Below are 17,217 nucleotides of genomic sequence, written 5' to 3'. Positions count from 1 at the left end.
ATCTCCCCGGCGACGTCCAGAGACGTCGCAACAAACTTTCGTGTGCCGCCATGGCCTGCTATGGAATGGATGGGGCCGTCGAGGAGAGTATACGCGTAACATGAAGCCCATCTACATCGACTACCTCAATGCCCTCGACATCGATGCCCTTGCCATGACCGATGGCGAAATCATCGCCGCCGTCGAGGCTGGCCTGGTGGCGCAAGGCAAGGGCCAGACGGTGATCGAACCGCGCGTCCATCTCGAGCCGGACCCGTCCTTCCACGGCCATTTCAACGTGTTGCGCGGCTACGTCGCGCCGCTCGACACGGCCGGCGTCAAGATCGTCGGCGACTATGTCGACAATTACCTGCATGGCCTGCCTTCCGAATTCGGCATCCTCAACCTGTTCGACCCGCGCACCGGCGCGCCGCGCGCCATCCTCGACGCCACCGTCATCACCGACATGCGAACCGGCGCCGTCACCGCCATCGGCGCCAGGCATCTGGCGCGCAGGAATTCCAAGGTGCTGGCCCATATCGGCGCGCGCGGCACCGCCTACTGGAATGTGCGCCTGCTCGACCATCTCTTCGACTTCGACGAGATTCGCGTCCATTCGCGCCGCCCGGAAAGCCGCGACGGTTTTGCCGCCGAACTCTCCGCCGATCTCGGCAAGACGGTGACGGCGGTGGCCGACTGGAAAAGCTGCATCGAGGGCGCCGACATCGTCGTCGAGGCCTCGCGGCTGCCGGAGCCGCAGCCGTTGCTGAAGACCGAATGGATCAAGCCCGGCGCGCTGGTCGTGCCCTATGGCACGATGAGCGCGGTGGAACTGTCGTTGACCGACATAATGCAGAAAATGGTCGTCGACGATTGGGGCCAGTGCAAGGGCGGCAAGTTCGGCTCGCTACGCGCCCATGTCGAGACCGGGCGGCTGAGCGAGAAGACGCTGCATGCCGAGCTCGGCCAGATCGCCGCCGGCCTGAAAGTCGGGCGCGAAAGCGACGACGAAACGATCCTGTTCTGGCATCGTGGCCTGTCGCTGTCTGATATCGCGTTGGGCAAGGCGATGCTGGCCAAGGCGCAGGCGCAAGGCATCGGCCAGAGACTGCGCTTCGCATGAGCGCGCTCGTCCTCACCGGAACCGGCGTCGGCGTCGGCGATGTCGCTGCGGTCGCCCGCGATGGGCGCAAGGTGGAGATCGGACCCGATGTCATCGGCAGGCTTGAGAAGGCACGAAGAGTGCTCGACCAGGCTGCAGCGTCCGGCCAGCAGATCTATGGCTTGAACACCGGGCTCGGCGCCAATCTCGGCACTGCTGTAGAGGGCGATGCCGGAGCCTTCCAGCGCCAGTTGCTGGAGGGACGCAGCGGCGCCGTCGGCGAAGGATTGCCGGTCGATACCGTGCGGGCAAGCATGGCCGCGCGTGCAGCGATGCTGTCGGTTGGCGGATCCGGCCTTTCGCCTTCCGTCTTCGTTGCTTTGGTCGACGCGCTCAATGCCGGCGTGCGCACTGATCGAGGCGATCGGCCAGGCGAGACAGGCTGTCGAGATCGAGCTCAACGCCGCCGCCGACAACCCGCTGGTGCTGGGCGATGATGAACTGGTACTGTCGACCGGCAATTTCCACACCGCCGCACTGGCGCTCGCCTTTGAGACGCTCGGCCTGGCGATCGCCCAATGTGCCGCGGCCAGTGCCGCGCGCTTCATCCAGCTCACCGGTTCGGGCCGCAATGGCCTACCGAAATATCTGTCGCCGGTCGGCGGCGCCTCCGCCGGCTTCGTACCGCTACAGAAGACAGTGACCTCGATCCTGGCCGCCATCCGCCATAAGGCCAATCCGGTGATGCTCGACTTTCTGGCCGTGTCGGAGGGCGTCGAGGATCACGCCACGCAGACACCTCTGGCGGTTGCGAAATGCGCAGGGATGATCGCGCTGTGGCGGCGGCTGATCGCCTTCGAATTGATGGCCGCGGCACAGGCCGTCGACCTGCGTGACGGCTTCACACTGGCGCCGCGCACGGCCGCACTTCACGCGGTGATACGCGCTCTCGTCCCCATGCTGAAAGAGGACCGGCCGCTCGGTATCGACGCCGAAGCGCTCTACGCCGCGCTCGCCGGCGGAAATTGGCCGGCCTGACGCGGCTTCTCAGAAGACGACGGTCTTGTGGCCGTTGAGCATGACGCGGGCTTCGAGATGCAACTTGACCGCGCGCGCCAGAACCCGGCTTTCGATGTCGCGCCCGACGGCGACGAAATCCTCGGCGCTCATCGCATGGGTGACGCGTTCGGTCTCCTGATCGATGATCGGGCCCTCGTCGAGGTCGGAAGTGACGTAATGCGCCGTCGCACCGATCAGCTTGACGCCGCGGTCGAAAGCCTGGTGATAGGGCTTGGCGCCCTTGAAGCTCGGCAGAAAGGAATGGTGGATGTTGATCGCCCGTCCGAACAGCCGGTCCGACAGGCCTTTCGAAAAGACCTGCATGTAGCGCGCCAGGATGACCAGTTCGGCCCCTGTCCGCTGCACCAGGTCCAGCAGCTTCTGTTCCTGTTCGGCCTTGTTCTCCTTGGTGGTCGGCCAATGGTGGTAGGGAATGCCCTCCAGCTCGGCGAAGCGGCGGGCATCCTCGTGGTTGGAGACGACGGCTGCAACCTCCGCGTTCAGCCAGCCGACCCTGATCTGGTACAGCAGATGGAGAAGCGCGTGGTCGAACTTGGAGACCATGACGATGATCTTCGGGCGGCGTCCCTGATCGACCAGCGCGGTCTTCATGCCGAAGCGGTCGACGCTCGATTCCAGGGCCCGCGCCAGACTGTCCCCGGTCGAGCCTGGCGGGCTGATGAAGGCGATCCGCATGAAAAAGCGATTGGTCTGCCGGTCCCAGAACTGGCTGCTTTCGGCGATGTTGGCGCCGTTCGCGGCAAGCTCCGCCGTGACGGCGGCGACGATCCCCGGCCGATCCTCGCAGGAAAGCGTGAGAATATGAACCGGCGCGGCCTCGTCCGTCGCATCATTGCCTTGAGATTTCACGCCCCGTCGACCCTCTTCATGAACAGGCTGAGTTCAGCCGGATCCATATGCACCACATGCTTGTCTTCGGGATAGGCGAGACTGTTCACGTCGGCAACATATTCCGAAAACGCGGCGATGCGCTCGGCCTGCAAACGATCATATTCGGCGGCGAAATTGCGATAGACCTTGGAATGACGGGGCATGTGGCCACGGTTCTGGCCGAGAATGTCGTCGGCGAACAGATATTGCGCATCGCAACCGGTACCCGCTCCCATCGACAGCATGATCAGCGACGTCCGCTCCGAGATCGCCTTGGCCACCTCGACCGGCACCACCTCGATTTCGGCGCCGATGGCGCCGGCGGCCTCCAGCTGCTTCACCGCCGCGAAGACCTCCATGGCGGTGTCGGCGGTCTTGCCGACCGCCTTGAAGCCGCCAGTCCAGGTCGCGCGGGAAGGAATGAGGCCAACATGGCCGATCACCGGGATATTGTCATCGGCCATCCGCTTGATCGTGGCGTAGCCGGCGCTGCAATAGACCGCGTCGGCGCCGGCCTTGTAGAGCCGGAAGGCCCAGCGCACGAAATCGTCCGCCGTGCCGATCTCGTAGAAATTGTCGCCCGGCATGGTGAACAGGCTGGGCGCCGCGTCGCGGTACTCAGGGTTGAGCACCAATTCGGGCGGCACCGAGACGATGTCGACCCCTGCGCGCTCCGCGGCCTCGGCCTCGTCCATCGTCAGCACACGCAGCATGGTCAGCTGTCGCTTGCCCTTCATGGCGCGCAAATCCGCCACCGTCGGTCTTTTTCGGCTCATCAAAAGGGTTCCCTCAGTTGCATCGGGCGGCAGGTCAGCCGATCTGGATCATCACTTTGCCAGCCTCGACCTTCACTGGATAGGTGGCGAGATTGACGCATACCGGTGCGCCTCGAGCCACGCCCGTCTTGTAGTTGAAGCGGCCGTTGTGCTTGGGGCATTCGATGATGTCGTCCATCACCAGCCCATCGGCCAGATGCGCCTTCTCATGCGTGCAGTGCCCGTCGGTTGCGAAGTACTCGTCATCGGGACTGCGATAGATAGCGAAGGTACGGCCGCCATGATCGAAGCGGATGACATCCTCTTCCTCGACATCGTCAACGCCACACGCTTCAACCCAGTCGGCCATCTGCTTCTCCCCTATTCCGCCGCAGCCGGAACGGTCAGTGCATGGAATTCGTCCCGATACGGCCGCGCCGTCGGCGGCAATTCACGTTTGAGGAAATAATCCTCGTACTGAAGCTGCTTCAGCAGCACCGGCCAGACCTCGCGATAGGCATGCCACATCGAAGGGTTCGGCTCGGGCAGATCGTGCTTGATCAATTCGTGCAGCCTCGGCAGCGCGTGATAGGGCACCATCGGGAACATGTGATGTTCGACATGATAGTTCATGTTCCAATAGATGAAGCGGCTGATCGGGTTCATGTAGACGGTGCGCGTGTTCAGCCGGTGGTCGGTGACATTGTCGGCCAGCCCGATATGCTGCAGCAGGCCGGTCAGCACCATGTGCCAGCTGCCGTAGAGGCGCGGCAGGCCGATCAGCACCAGCGGCAGGAACGACCACAGATAAAGCGCCAGCCCGATCGCCGCGACATAGATGGCGACATGCCAGCGCGCGGCTGTGACCACCTTGTGAAGCTCCATCTCGGGAATAAAGCTTTTCTCGTCCGGCGAGATGCTGCCGAACGCATTGCGCACCAGCGTCGGCAGCGAATAGCGGAAATCGAGAACACCGGTGAAGGCGAGTGCGGCGCGCAGCAGGTCCGGCGGACGCATCACCGCGATCTCGGCGTCGCGGCCGACGATGATCGTGTCGGTGTGGTGGCGGGCATGGCTCCAGCGCCAGGTCACCGGATTGCGCATCAGCATGAAGCTGGCGATCTGGTAGACGGCATCGTTCATCCAGCGTGTGCGGAAGGCGGTGCCGTGGCCGCACTCGTGCCAGCGCGAGTCGCTGGACGAGCCGTAGAGCACGCCATAGACGAGCAGGAACGGCACCACCCACCACGTGCCCCAGAACCAGGCGATCCCGGCGGCGGAACCCAATATGGCAACGATCCAGATGATCGTGTCGCGGATCGCTGGGCCGTCCGAGCGCTGCATCAGCTCTTTCATCGCCTTGCGCGGCACATCGGTGTGATACCACTCGGCCGAGGCCAGCCCGGTCTCGATCGCGATGCGCGTGCTTTCCCCGACCAGGCTGTAGTCGCGCTTTTTCTCCGTCACATCGACCTCCGATTTCCGGCCCGCCAGCCGGAGCGTTCGTTTCGCCTCATGCCCTGTCCGCCAATCCCGGAAAATTTCCCGACGGCGCAGGATAATCCTGTTGCGGCTGCCTTGCGACCGACGCGATCTTCGCTTCGGCCTCGGCGATCGCGCCGGCGCCGTCGAGCACCCGGAACACCGCGTCGTAAGAACGGCTTTCACTATGCTCCAGCCAGATCATCTCGCCCCGCTCGCGCGCCGCGAGATTGCCCAGCACATGGTGTGTCGAGGGCTCTATGCCCAGCGCATACTGCCCCGCCTGAAAATTCTGCCATTGATAGGCGCAAGGCAACTGGTCCTTGCGCGTCACCACTTCGAAGCCGAGCCCGAGCTGATCGTTGACCACTGCCACCGGCACCTCGCCATTGGCGTCCGCCGCCATCTCGTGCTGCCAGACCTGCTCGCTGAAACCCGATTGCGGCGCCGGCATCGTGCGGTAACCCACCTTCTGCGCCTGGTAGCGCTCGCCGGCATGGCCGGCCCAGACGACGTCGCGGATCGGCGCCAGATAGCGCGAACCCTCGTCGAGCAAGGGATGGCTGACATTGACGTGGTAAAAATACATGTGCGGCGTGCGGTTGAAACCGTGGTTGACGACGCGATCCGACAGCCGGATCTCGTTGCCGCCGACATCGGCCTCGATACGCCGGATCAGATGCAGATCCTCGCCGAACACTGCCGATTGCTGCACGGTGCCTTCGGCCCACAGCACGCAGCGGTCGCCGTCCCAGGTCTCGCCATAACCGGTCAGCCGCGCCGGAATGGTGCCGACGCGGCCATGCAGCGAATGGATCACGGTCTTCCTGCCCGGGTAGTTGTAGCTATCGGTCGGCACTTCTTCCCGGCCCAATATGTGGTCGAGGCCGCAGGTGACAAGCAGCCCTGAAAACGAACGCGCCCAGGCGAGCCCCCCTTCCCCCTCATAATCGTGCAGGCCGGGGTGGCGAAAACCGCTCGGCGAATGCCAGCCGATCGCCTGGCCCTTGAAGTCGCAGTCAGCGATGTCGAGCGCCCGGTCGACCAGTGCCGTGAAGCGCAGGCCCGAGCCGGTGCGGAACTCCAGCATGCGGATGCCGCGTTCCACCCCGTCGCCAAGCGTCATCAGCCGCACGCCGGCAAATTGCGACAGCATGCCCGAACGTTCCGACACCTGCCGGCGCGAAAGCGTCTTGCCGTAAAGTTCTACCATGTGACGGCCAACTTCTTCACTTCGCTCTCGTCTCTTTCAGCAGCGCCGACATGTCGGCCCCGGTGATGATGCTTTCCACGGTCAGAAGATCGGTATCGGCAACCGTCTGCTCGGCGACGATCTCGCCGCGGCGCATGACGATGATGCGGTCGGCGACCTGGAACACGTGGTGGATGTTGTGGGTGATCAAGAGCACGGAGTGCCCGGCGTCACGCACCTCCTTGACGAAGCGCAGCACGCCATGGGTTTCCTCGACACCGAGATTGTTGGTCGGTTCGTCGAGGATGATGACCTTGGCGGCGAACTGCATGGCGCGAGAAATCGCGATCGACTGGCGCTCGCCGCCCGATAGCGTCGAGACCAGCGCATCGGCGTCGAGTTTTTTCGAGATGCCGACGCGCTTCAACAGCGCCGACGCCGCGTCTCGCAATTTGGCGAAATCGAGCGGCGCGAACACGCCCAGCCATTTCAGCTTGACCGGCTCGCGCCCAAGGAAAAGATTGCGCGCGATGCTGAGATCCGGCGCAAGAGATGTATCTTGGTGGATGGTCTCGATGCCGAGGTCCATCGCATCGCGTGTCGAACGGATCGAAACCTTTTCACCGCGCACATAGATGTCGCCACGGTCGATCGGAAACACACCGGAAACCGCCTTGATCAGCGTCGATTTGCCGGCGCCGTTGTCGCCGAGCAGGGCCACCACCTCGCCCTCCTTGAGGGCAAAGGACGCATTCTTCAGCGCGCGGACGCTGCCGAAGGATTTTTGCAGATTCTGCAGCCGGAGAACTTCCATCGTCAGCCCCTTGCGGCGTTCTTCTGCAGCAAAGCGTGCAGGATGAGCATGGCGAGGATGATCAGGCCGACGAAGATATTGTAGGCGAGGCCCGGCACGCCGATCAGCACAATGCCGTTACGGATCGCGCGTAGCATCAGCGCACCGACGATGGTGCCGAGGATCGTGCCGCGTCCGCCGGTCAGCGCCGTCCCGCCGACCACCACCATGGCGATCACTTCGAGCTCGTAGCCGGTGCCGGCCACCGGTGAAGCGGCCGAAATGCGGAAGGCGCTGATCATGCCGGCCAGCCCCGCCAGAACCGAAGTCAGGATGAACAGCCACACCTTGACGGCGTCCGCCGGCACGCCACGCGCCACCGCCGCGTTGCGGTTCGAGCCGATGGCGCTGATCCAGTTGCCGAGCTTGGCATAGCGCAGCACGTAGATCGCCAGCAGCGAGAGACCGATGAACCACCACAGCGAGGTGTAGAACCGGAACGAGCCGACATTGAAGCTGCCGGCCAGCAGCGTCACGAAAAAACCCGGCTGGTCCCAGGATTTCAGCGGAAAGCCCTGTGTGATGTAGAGCGCTGCCCCACGCACCACGAGCAGCATCGACAGCGTGACCAGGAAGGACGAAATGCCGATCTTGGTGACGATCAGCCCGTTGATGGCGCCGATGGCGATGCACAGCAGAAGCCCGGCCAGAAGGGCGACACCTATATCCACGCCGCCGTTCTGCACCAGGAGCATGACGACGACCGGCGCCAGCCCGAACACGGCGCCGACCGACAGGTCGAACTCGCCCGCCGTCAACAGCAGCGTCATGCCGAGCGCGATGATGCCGAGCTCGGGCAGGAACGCCATCATGTTGGAGATGTTGAGCGGCGACAGGAAATTGGCATCGGCAATGGCGAACACCGCGAGCAGGACAATGAGGATGACGAGCGAGGAGAATTGCGGCGAGCGCATAAGGCCCGGTCTGCGTTTCCCGACAGGCATTTCGTCTTCTGCGGCGATCATCATGACTGCTTGAACCATGCTTTGAAGAGACGCCCGCGGCTTGCGCCGCGGGCACCGGTTTTCACTTCGTGTCGTAGAGTTTCAGGATCGGTTCGACGCTCGAGGCGTCGTAGAGGCTGAACGTGTGGATGTCGTAGCCGATCGGCTCACCCGAAGCGGCGAGCCCGAGCAGCGCCACCGGCATGAAGCCCTGCGCAGACGGGAACTGCCAGGCGGCCGCGTTGACGAAACCGGATTTGACGGCTTCCGCGGTTTCCTTGGAATTGCCCCAGCCGACGACCGGGATCTTGCCGGCCGGCACGCCGGCGCCGTCGAACACCCGCTTGACGCTGGCCGCGACGGAATCGCCAAGCGCGATGATCGCCGGCGGATTGTTGGCCACCATGTAGTCGGTCATCTTGGCAATGATGCCGGCCGGGTCGGTGCCGCAATCGACCACATCATATTTGATCCCCAACGGATCGAAGACGCTGGCGATGCCTTCGGTCTCCAGCTGCTGATAGCTGGCGCCAGGCACTTCCACCGGCAGGAACACCTTGTCGCCCTGCTTCACCATCTTGTGGTCGACAAGATACTTGGCCCAGATGACGCCCGCCTCCTTGAGATCGGCACCGACATAGGCCTGCCGTCCGGTCACCGGGTCGTCTGTGTTGAAGAACACGATCGGGATGCCGGCTGCCTTGGCCGCCTTCACCTCTTCCGTCCACAAGCCCGGCTGGGCCGACGTGGTGGCGATGCCGTCGGGCTTGGCCGCAAGCGCGGAATTGAAGGCCTCCTTCTGCGCCGCCATGTCGCCGCCGCTGAATGAGATCTTGCACGTCACCTTGAGCTGGTCGCAGGCTTTGGTGGCGCCGGCATTCCAGTCCAGCCAGAACGCATCCGACGGACCGCCATGCGACAGCAGGTAGAACGTCTTCTGGCCATCCTGCGCCATTGCCGGCGCGCTCAACGAGACACCGGCGAGCAGCGTTGCGGCAGCCGCCAGTTTCAATGCGAATTTCAACATTTTTTCTCCTCCCTTACTTTGGAACCGAACCGCGCCGCCGCGAACCAGCGGCGCGAGAAGGCCGTCACAGACCGTTGGCGCGGAACTTCCCGTCGAGGAATTTCTTGGCGCGCGGCACGTCGTCTTCCGAGAGATGCTCGATGATCACCGGGATGTTCGGATGCTTTTCCGCCAGCCGCTGGAGATAGAGGTCGTAGTTCAGCGAACCGAGGCCCGGTGCCGGCAACTCGATCTCACCGACGCCACGGAATGTATGGCTCTCCAGCGCGTCCTCGTCGCCAATATCGGCGTGCTTCTCGGACTTGTCGCCGCCCGAACGCTTGACGTCCTTGGCGTGAGCTATTCTGATCTTGTCGGTCAGCGTGTCGAACACCTGGTTCAGGATCTGGTCCATCCTGTCGATGTTATGCGTCTCGAAATAATTGGTCGGGTCCATCAGCAGACCGAGGCCGGGGTGATCGACCTGCGCGAACATCTTGACCGTCTCCTCGACCGAGCCGACGACGTTGTTGACATAGGTTTCGAGCAGGAAGACCGCGCCGTGGTCATAGGCCGTCTGGGCAAGGTCGGCGACCACTTTGCGGCATTCCTCGAACCCTTCCTCGGTCTTGTTCTTGGGGTGATGCACCCAGTCGGATTCGGTGTTGTAGGTGCCGGTTTCCGAGATCACATACGGGCTGCCGAAATGGCGGGCGTTGCGGATGATCTCCTTGAGGTAGCCGACGCGCTTGTCGCGCTCGGCCTTGTCCGGGTGGATGATATTTGTGTAGCCGGAAATGCAGCACACCGGCAGGTGATGATCGCGGAAGACGTCGCGCACCTTCTTGGCCTTGTCCTTGGTGATCTGCCCGGCCGACAGGTCGACATCCTTGAAGTGGAGGTCGAGTTGCACCGTGTTGAAATCGAGCCCGCGGATCTTCTTCGCCGTCTCTTCGAGGCCGTACGGGAAATAGCCCGTGAAAATACCTGCCTGCATCATGGTGTGAATTCCTCCCTGTAAGCGATTCAGTTGTCTGGTGTTTCAGCTGCGGTGATCAGGTAGCGATTTCGGAAAGCTTGACCGTGCGGCCCTCGTCGATCGAGCGGTAGCCCGCCTCGACCAGCGCCATGGTCTTGACGTTGTCGGCGACCGACAGCGCCGGCGGCGCGCCGGTCTTCACCGCGTGCTGGAGCTGCTCCATCACGCCGATGAAGGCATGCGGGAACCACATCGTGTCCCAGCTCGGGCTGACCCATTCGCCACGGGTCGTCTCGGTCGAGGCGTAAGTCAGCGTCGAGGCAGCGCCCGTCGGCCAGCCGATGGTGCCCTTCGCGACCCCCTTGCTGCCGTCGACGCGCCAGTTGATGTGCTGGTCGTCCTTGTAGCCATCCTGGCGCGGACCCGACCAGACATCCTCCAGCGACACGGCAAGCACGCCGGACGGGAAGCGCAGCGTCGACACGGTGATCCCGTCGGAATGGTCGAATGTCGTGCGCGGATCCTTGCGTGTCAGGGTGGTGATCTCAGAGGGGTCGCCGAACAGGAAGCGCAGCACGTCGAGATGATGCACGCTCATATTGGCGAGCGTCAGCCGGTCATAGTCCTCGAGGAAGCTCTGCCAATGCGGGATGGCGTGCATGTCGATCTGCGCGAAGACGATGTCGCCCAGCGCGCCGCTGTCGATGATCTGCTTCAAGACGCGCATCGATTGGTCGTAGCGCATGTTCTGATTGACCGAGAGGATCTTGCCGGCCTTGGCCGCCTCATCGCGCAGCTTGACCGCTTCGTCGACCGACAAGGCCAACGGCTTCTGCGCCAGGATCGCCTTGATGTGCTTCTGCTTCAGCGCGTGACGGATCAGCGCCGGCTGCAGGTCGGGCGGGAAAGCAAGGTCGATGATCTCGACATTTTCGTCCTCGATCAGTTTTTCCGGTGTGTCGTGGACGGTCGGAATGCCCCAGCGCGTCGCCACCTTCTCGGCGCTGGCCCTGGTGCGCGAGGCGATTGCCACCACCGGGAACCCGGCTTCCTTGTAGGCGGCGAGATGGCACTCGGCCATGATCATGCCTGCGCCGACACAGCCGATCTTGTATTCCTTCGTGCGGACCTTCACGTCCGGCTCGAAGCCTTTGCTTGCCATCTCTTCCTCCCGAAAGTCTTTCCTTGCGGCGGCCGTCATCGTGCCAACGCCCCGCCGCTCTGTTCGAAATAATGCACTCTGGCCGGCTCGCAGGATATCGCCACCATGACATCCGGCCGGATGTCGGGCTGGCCGCGCAGCAACGCCTTCAGCCGCGCCTGCCCGGCAGCGAGCGTCACCACGGTGTAGCCGCCAAGCGGCTCGACCTCGAACACTCGCGCCGGGCGGCCCGGGCCCCCATCCGCCCACGGTCTGACCTTGATGTCCTCCGGCCTCAGCCCGATCTCCACGGCGTCGGCGGGCGCTGTCTTGTCGTCGATGCGGATCGTGCCTTCAGCCGCTTCGACACCGCCATCGCCGCGCGCCGATCTGAGGATGTTCATCATCGGCGAACCAAGCAGCCTTGCCACATAGGTGCTGGTTGGGCGGTCGTAAATCTCTGCCGGCGTACCGATCTGCCTGATCTTGCCGTCCTCCAGGATGGCGATGCGGTCGGCGACCGACATCGCCTCTTCCTGGTCGTGCGTGACGTAGATCAGCGTCTTGCCGAGTTCGCGCTGGATGCGCTTCAGCTCGACGCGCGTTTCTTCGCGCAGCCTGGCGTCGAGCGCCGAGATCGGATCGTCCATCAGATAGGCATTGGGATCGCGCACCAGAGCCCGGGCGATCGCCACGCGCTGCCGCTCCCCGCCCGAAAGCTGTCCCGGCGGCTTGTGCAGGATATGGCCGATATGCAGCTTCGCCGCGACGTCCGTGACCCGCCGCTCGATCTCGGCCTCGGCGACCCGGCGTTCGACCAGGGGAAAGCGGACATTTTCGAGCGCGCTCATATGCGGGAACAGCGCCAGGTTCTGGAACACCATCGCCACGTTGCGCTCGGCCGGCGACATCGCGTTGACCGGCCTGCCTCCGATCAGGATTTCGCCGGTGTCAGGTGCCTCCAGCCCGAGCACCAGGCGCAGGATGGTCGACTTGCCCGACAGCGGCGGACCGAAGAAGCAGAAGAACTCATTGTCGTTGACGGTGAACGAGGCGTCGTCGACGGCGAGTGTATTGCCGTAGCGTTTGGTCACATTACGGAAGACGATATCGGCCATCTCAACCCGCCTTCATCGCAAGGCCGGTAGCGGCGTCGAAGACGCGCACCGACGACGTAGTGGGAGCGACGACAGCGGTATCGCCGATAGCCAGCCCGACATCATTGTCGAACACCGTTTTCACAGCCGCCTCGCCCTGGCCGAGATGGACGATGGTGCGCGCACCGATCCGTTCGACAAAGGTCACCGGCATTGCGAGGCCCTGCCCATTCTGCACCAACGTCGCCTGTTCAGGCCGGAATCCGTAAAGCACCTCGCCGCGTACATCACGCATGGCCGCTGCGAGTTCGCCCGGCAGCGGCGGCGTGACGCCCAACGGTCCGAGATCGACGACCAGTCCGCGGTCGCTCTCCGCCGGCCTGCCCTTGAGCAGATTCATGCCCGGCGCACCGATAAAGCGGGCGACGAAGACATTGGCTGGATCGTTGTAGACCTCGAGCGGCGTGCCGACCTGCTGCAAAACCCCATGATCCATGACCGCGATGCGGTCGGCCATGGTCATCGCCTCGAGCTGGTCGTGGGTGACATAGACCATGGTCTGGCGGAACTGCCGCTGCAGCTGCTTCAGTTCGGTGCGCATGACGGCCCGGAAAGCGGCGTCGACATTGGAGAGCGGCTCGTCGAGCAGGAAGATCGCCGGCTCCATGATCGCCGAGCGGCCGATCGCCACCCGCTGCAATATGTTGACCGACAGCCTGTCGGCCTTGCGGTCGAGCAGCGGCGAAAGCTGCAGCATCTCGGCGACGGCGCCGACGCGACGGTCGATCTCGGCTTTGGCGGCACCCCGCATCCTCGGCCCGTAAGCGAGGTTCTGGCGCACCGTCATATGCGTGAAGATGGCGTAGTTCTGGAAGACGAAGCCGACGCCACGCCGGCCCATCGGCACGCCGGCCATGTCGCGGTCGCCAAACAGGATCTTGCCGCCGGTCGGTTCTTCCATGCCGGCGATCATGTTCATCGTCGTCGACTTGCCGCAGCCCGACGGGCCGAGCAGCGCCATGAACTCGCCATCTGATATTGCCAGGTCCATGGTCTTCAGCGCGGTGAAGTCGCCGAATTTCTTGACCAGGTTTTGCAGGTGGATGGCGCTCATGCCGGAACCTCGCGTGCACGCGCCATGCGCTTCATGGCAAACACCGCGACGATCGACAGCACGACCAAAATGGCCAGCGCGATCGCCGCCACATAGCCCCAGATCAGGTCCTGCGTGGTGAGCTTGTAGATGTAGACCGAGATGGTTTCGGTAGCGACGCCTGGACCGCCGCCGGTCATGATGTAGAGCGTGTCGAAAATCTTGAAGTTCTCGATAACCCGGATCGCCAGCGCGATGATGATGATCGTCTTCATCTTCGGCAGCACGATGGTGACGAAGCGCTGCCACGGATTGGCGCCGAGCAGTGTCGCCGCCTTGATCTGGTCCTCCGGCACGCCAACCAGGCCGGCGAGCAGGATGAGGAACATCAGCGGCGTCCACTGCCAGATGTCGGCGACCATCACCGCGATCAGCGCCAGCGTCGGGTCCGACAGCCAGGCGATGGTGACAGGAGAGCCGGTGAGCGACGACAAGATGTCGTTCACCGGGCCGCCCGACTGGAACAGCATGAAGAACATGTAGCCGGCCACCGCCGGCACCACCATCATCGGCATCAGCAGGATCGAATAGAAGACGCGCTTGCCCGGGAAATCGTCGGCAAACAGTGTCGCCAGCGCCAGCCCAAGCAGGAATTCCGCCGGCACGCAGACGATCATGACGATAGCCGTACGCTTCAGCGCGCTCCAGAAGCGCGCGTCGGCGGCGAGATCGGTGTAGTTGGCAAAGCTGTTCCACATCGACCAGGCGTTCCACCAGCCGGTGCCCGACAGGGGCGACCAGTCGGTGACGCTGATGTAGAGCTGCATCAACAGCGGGAAGGCCGAGATGAACAGCACCAGGATCTGCGCAGGTAATGTCAGCCGGAAACCCAGCCTTGCGCCCTCATCGCGCGAAACCGGCTTTGCTCCGACGGCTTTCACCTCATCCTTGGAAGTCATGACAGTCACCGCGCTCATTGCTTGAGCGCCCCGAATGTCAACCCGCGCACCAGATGGCGTTGGATGGCGATGCCCATGATGACCGGCGGCACGGCCGCGACCAGGCCAAGCGCCGCCTTGGCGCCATAGAGCTGCCCGGTCATCGAGGAGGATAGCGAGGCCATGTAGACCGGGATGGTCACCCATTCGCGCGTCGTCAGAAGCAGCGCGATCAGATAGTCCGACCAGTTGAGGATGAAGACGAAGAGCGCGGCACTGGCCAGCGGCGCGCGCATCATCGGCAGCGTGATGCGGGTGAAGACGCGCAGCCGCGAACAGCCCTCGACAAGCGCTGCCTCCTCGATCTCGCGCGGCATGTCGTCGAAGAAGGTCTTCATCAGCCAGAAGGCGAACGGCAAGGTGACGATGCCGTAGATCAGCGCCAGGCCCCACCAGCTGTCGGTGAAGTTGAGGAAAGCCCACATGATCATCACCGGGATCATGACCGCCATCGGGGGAAAAATCCTGAGCTGGATCAGCGCCAGCGGCAGGTTCTGGCCGGAGCCGAAACGCGAGAGCCCATAAGCCGCCGCAGTGCCCGCCGACATGGCGATCACCGTGCCGAAAACCGCCGACAGCAGCGATGCGAGGATCGGCTTCAGCGCGGTACGGTCGAGCGCGACGATCAAATTGTTGGTCGACTCGCCGAAGACGAAACGAAAATTGCTGAGCGTCGGGTTCTTCGGCCACCAGGTCAGGTCGGCGCCGGTCGCCGACCATTCGGCGATCGGCTTGAACGCCATCGATACCATCCACAGGATCGGCACCAGCGTCACCGCCATGGCCGCGAAGATCGCGGCATAGCGGAATATCAGGAAAGGAACGGAACGCTTCATCTGGCGGCTTTGCTGGTGGCGTTGTGGGCGGAGGGGAAAAGCAGGCTCCTCCCCTCCTTCGATGTGATCCAGGGAGATGGATCAGACGATCGGGTCGAGAACTGTCGGCCAGGCCTCCTTGTTGGTCTTGATGGCTTCGAGCAGTTTGTCCTCGCCGGTGCGCCGCACGATCTTCTTCCACTCCGCCTCGGTATCGGCCATCGCCTGCTCCGATGTCTTGGCCTTGGTCAGCGCCGCCATGAGGTTCTCGTCGAGCGCATTGTGGAAGGCTGTCGCGCCGGGATAGTTGATGGTCGGCACGGTGCGCGCCACCGTCTCGCGCACGACGTCCATGTGGTAGGCATGATAGGTCTGGCGCACCAGCGGATCGGAGAAGTCCGAAAGCCGGAACGGGTCCAGATAACCGCCGGGATTGGCACTCATCCAGGCGTAGATACGGGCCGAGCCCAGCCATTGCAGCAGGAGATAGGCGACCTCCTGGTTCTTCGACTGCGACGAGACCATGCCGGTCAGCGAGAACCACAGCACGGAGCGGCTGATCAGCTTGCCGTCGATCTCGCGGCCGGGCGGCAGCATCGAGCCGATCTTGCCGGTGACGGCCGAATCCTTGTTGCCGGCATTGTCGAGGAATTTCGGCAGGTTGGAGAAGGCGCAGGTCATCGCCGCACCACCCTTGGCGAAGTTGCCGTATTGCTCCGGCCAGCCCCAGGAGATCGCATCCGGCGAATGATGTTCGAGCGAAGCGACATATTCGTTGGTGGCGGCGATGCCTTGCTCGGAATTGATCATCGGCTTGCCGTCATCGCCAAACAGGAATTGGTTGGGCGAAGCCATCGAGACATAGCGCTGGTACCAGTTGGTGTAGCCCCAGCCCTGGTTGCGCAGGTCGGTCGAGCCGAACAGGCCCTTGTCCGGACGCTGGAAGAAGGCGGCGATGTCGCCATGCTGCTTCCAGGTCTTCGGCGGCGCCAGATCGTAGCCGTATTTGTCCTTGAAGGCCTTCTTCTCGGCTTCGTCGCCGAACAAATCGGTGCGGTAGACCCAGGTCTGGAAGTCGCCGTCCAGCGACACGCCATAGTTGGAGCCGCGGTATTTGTTGAGCAGCGACACGCCCTTGGCGCCGTTGACATAGCCGCTGACGGGATCGTCCCATTCGGGCTTGTGCTGCGCGACAAAGTCATCGAGCTTGGCGATGCCGCCGGTTTCGGCGAGGTCGCCGAGGCGGTTCCATTCGGTCGAATAGATGTCGTAGGCCCCACCCTTGGTGGAGATGTCCTGCATCGTCTTGGTGAATTCCTGGCCGTTCGGCAAACCGACGATTTCGATCGCGATGCCGGTTTCCTTTTCCCACAGCTCCTTGATCGACGGCGCACCGGCCGGGAACGGCTGCGTGAGCTGCCCGATCGAGCCGTCGGACAGGCCGAGCACGATCTTGGCGGGCGCCTTGCCGGCGCCCTTCAGCGCCTTGGCCGCCTCGATGGCGCGGCCTTCCGGCGTGTCGGCGCCATACTGGTAGCGCTCGGCTCCATCGAAGCCCGTCGGGCCGCCGATCATGCCTGGCGCCAGCGCGTCGGCCGCATAGGCGCGGCCGGGACGAATGAATTGGGGTGCGATACCAGCGGCGGCCATGATCACAGCCGCCTTTCCTCCGGATGCCAGCAGCCGGCGCCGCGAGATGCGGATCAAGTCAGACATTGAAACTCCTCCCTCAGGGCCACGTTTCCTCCACGGCCCTTATGAGGGATATTGACGGCAGCATGGCAAGGCTGTCAACATCATAAATAATCAAAACACCTCACAACATCGCAAT

16 protein-coding genes and 1 pseudogene are annotated in these 17,217 nt (G+C 63.4%); 2 read left to right on the top strand and 15 right to left on the bottom strand.

The genetic code is table 11. The features are described 5' to 3' along the window. The first annotated feature begins 100 nt into the window (after positions 1-100). Positions 101-1,102 carry an ornithine cyclodeaminase family protein gene (locus LB559_RS28415; RefSeq protein ID WP_027160708.1) on the top strand — a complete coding sequence of 334 codons (1,002 nt, stop codon included), beginning with the start codon at positions 101-103 and terminating at the stop codon, positions 1,100-1,102. Next, positions 1,099-2,119, top strand: a pseudogene (locus LB559_RS28410) (aromatic amino acid lyase). The gene LB559_RS28415 and the pseudogene LB559_RS28410 overlap by 4 nt, the downstream one beginning before the upstream one ends. Positions 2,120-2,128: 9 nt before the next feature. On the opposite strand, the gene purU reads toward LB559_RS28410, so the two are convergent. The 15 genes from purU to LB559_RS28335 form a co-directional block, all read right to left on the bottom strand. Continuing rightward, positions 2,129-3,010: a formyltetrahydrofolate deformylase gene (gene purU, locus LB559_RS28405; protein WP_013530834.1), complete on the bottom strand. Its 882-nt coding sequence runs from the start codon at positions 3,008-3,010 to the stop codon at positions 2,129-2,131. After that, on the bottom strand, positions 3,007-3,807 hold the full coding sequence (locus LB559_RS28400) for a 3-methyl-2-oxobutanoate hydroxymethyltransferase (protein ID WP_013530833.1): 801 nt from the start codon (positions 3,805-3,807) through the stop codon (positions 3,007-3,009). The genes purU and LB559_RS28400 overlap by 4 nt, the downstream gene beginning before the upstream one ends. 34 nt (positions 3,808-3,841) lie before the next feature. Continuing rightward, positions 3,842-4,156: a MocE family 2Fe-2S type ferredoxin gene (locus LB559_RS28395; RefSeq protein ID WP_027160712.1), complete on the bottom strand. Its 315-nt coding sequence runs from the start codon at positions 4,154-4,156 to the stop codon at positions 3,842-3,844. An 11-nt stretch (positions 4,157-4,167) separates the two neighbouring features. Next, a complete protein-coding gene (locus LB559_RS28390; protein ID WP_224675537.1) occupies positions 4,168-5,253 on the bottom strand; it encodes a fatty acid desaturase family protein in 1,086 nt (361 codons plus the stop codon). Positions 5,254-5,299: 46 nt separating this feature from the next. After that, complete coding sequence (locus tag LB559_RS28385; protein WP_224675536.1) at positions 5,300-6,481, bottom strand: aldose 1-epimerase family protein; 1,182 nt, start codon at positions 6,479-6,481, stop codon at positions 5,300-5,302. Positions 6,482-6,497: 16 nt separating this feature from the next. Next, positions 6,498-7,280: an ATP-binding cassette domain-containing protein gene (locus LB559_RS28380; RefSeq protein WP_224675574.1), complete on the bottom strand. Its 783-nt coding sequence runs from the start codon at positions 7,278-7,280 to the stop codon at positions 6,498-6,500. Next, positions 7,277-8,257 carry an ABC transporter permease gene (locus LB559_RS28375; protein ID WP_224675535.1) on the bottom strand — a complete coding sequence of 327 codons (981 nt, stop codon included), beginning with the start codon at positions 8,255-8,257 and terminating at the stop codon, positions 7,277-7,279. Before LB559_RS28375 ends, LB559_RS28380 begins: the two co-directional genes overlap by 4 nt. Positions 8,258-8,339: 82 nt before the next feature. Further along, positions 8,340-9,284 (bottom strand): substrate-binding domain-containing protein, encoded by a 945-nt coding sequence (locus LB559_RS28370; RefSeq protein ID WP_224675534.1) that lies wholly within the window; start codon positions 9,282-9,284, stop codon positions 8,340-8,342. A gap of 64 nt (positions 9,285-9,348) precedes the next feature. After that, entirely contained in the window at positions 9,349-10,263 is a 915-nt protein-coding gene (locus LB559_RS28365) for a sugar phosphate isomerase/epimerase family protein (protein ID WP_013530826.1), read from the bottom strand. 55 nt (positions 10,264-10,318) lie between these two features. Continuing rightward, complete coding sequence (locus LB559_RS28360) at positions 10,319-11,404, bottom strand: Gfo/Idh/MocA family protein (RefSeq protein WP_224675533.1); 1,086 nt, start codon at positions 11,402-11,404, stop codon at positions 10,319-10,321. 35 nt (positions 11,405-11,439) lie between these two features. Beyond that, the gene (locus tag LB559_RS28355) at positions 11,440-12,501 is read right to left on the bottom strand and encodes an ABC transporter ATP-binding protein (protein WP_224675532.1); all 1,062 of its coding nucleotides are present in this window, start codon (positions 12,499-12,501) and stop codon (positions 11,440-11,442) included. 1 nt (position 12,502) lies between these two features. Further along, a complete protein-coding gene (locus tag LB559_RS28350) occupies positions 12,503-13,594 on the bottom strand; it encodes an ABC transporter ATP-binding protein (RefSeq protein ID WP_224675531.1) in 1,092 nt (363 codons plus the stop codon). Next, a complete protein-coding gene (locus LB559_RS28345; RefSeq protein ID WP_224675530.1) occupies positions 13,591-14,550 on the bottom strand; it encodes a carbohydrate ABC transporter permease in 960 nt (319 codons plus the stop codon). The genes LB559_RS28350 and LB559_RS28345 overlap by 4 nt, the downstream gene beginning before the upstream one ends. Beyond that, positions 14,547-15,407 (bottom strand): carbohydrate ABC transporter permease, encoded by an 861-nt coding sequence (locus LB559_RS28340; protein ID WP_224675529.1) that lies wholly within the window; start codon positions 15,405-15,407, stop codon positions 14,547-14,549. Before LB559_RS28340 ends, LB559_RS28345 begins: the two co-directional genes overlap by 4 nt. Before the next feature lie 81 nt (positions 15,408-15,488). Continuing rightward, a complete protein-coding gene (locus LB559_RS28335; RefSeq protein ID WP_224675528.1) occupies positions 15,489-17,102 on the bottom strand; it encodes an extracellular solute-binding protein in 1,614 nt (537 codons plus the stop codon). Positions 17,103-17,217: the final 115 nt, after the last annotated feature.

Source organism: Mesorhizobium sp. BR1-1-3 (assembly GCF_020165455.1).
Lineage (GTDB): Bacteria > Pseudomonadota > Alphaproteobacteria > Rhizobiales > Rhizobiaceae > Mesorhizobium > Mesorhizobium ciceri.
This window is presented reverse-complemented; position numbering and strand designations above follow the sequence as displayed.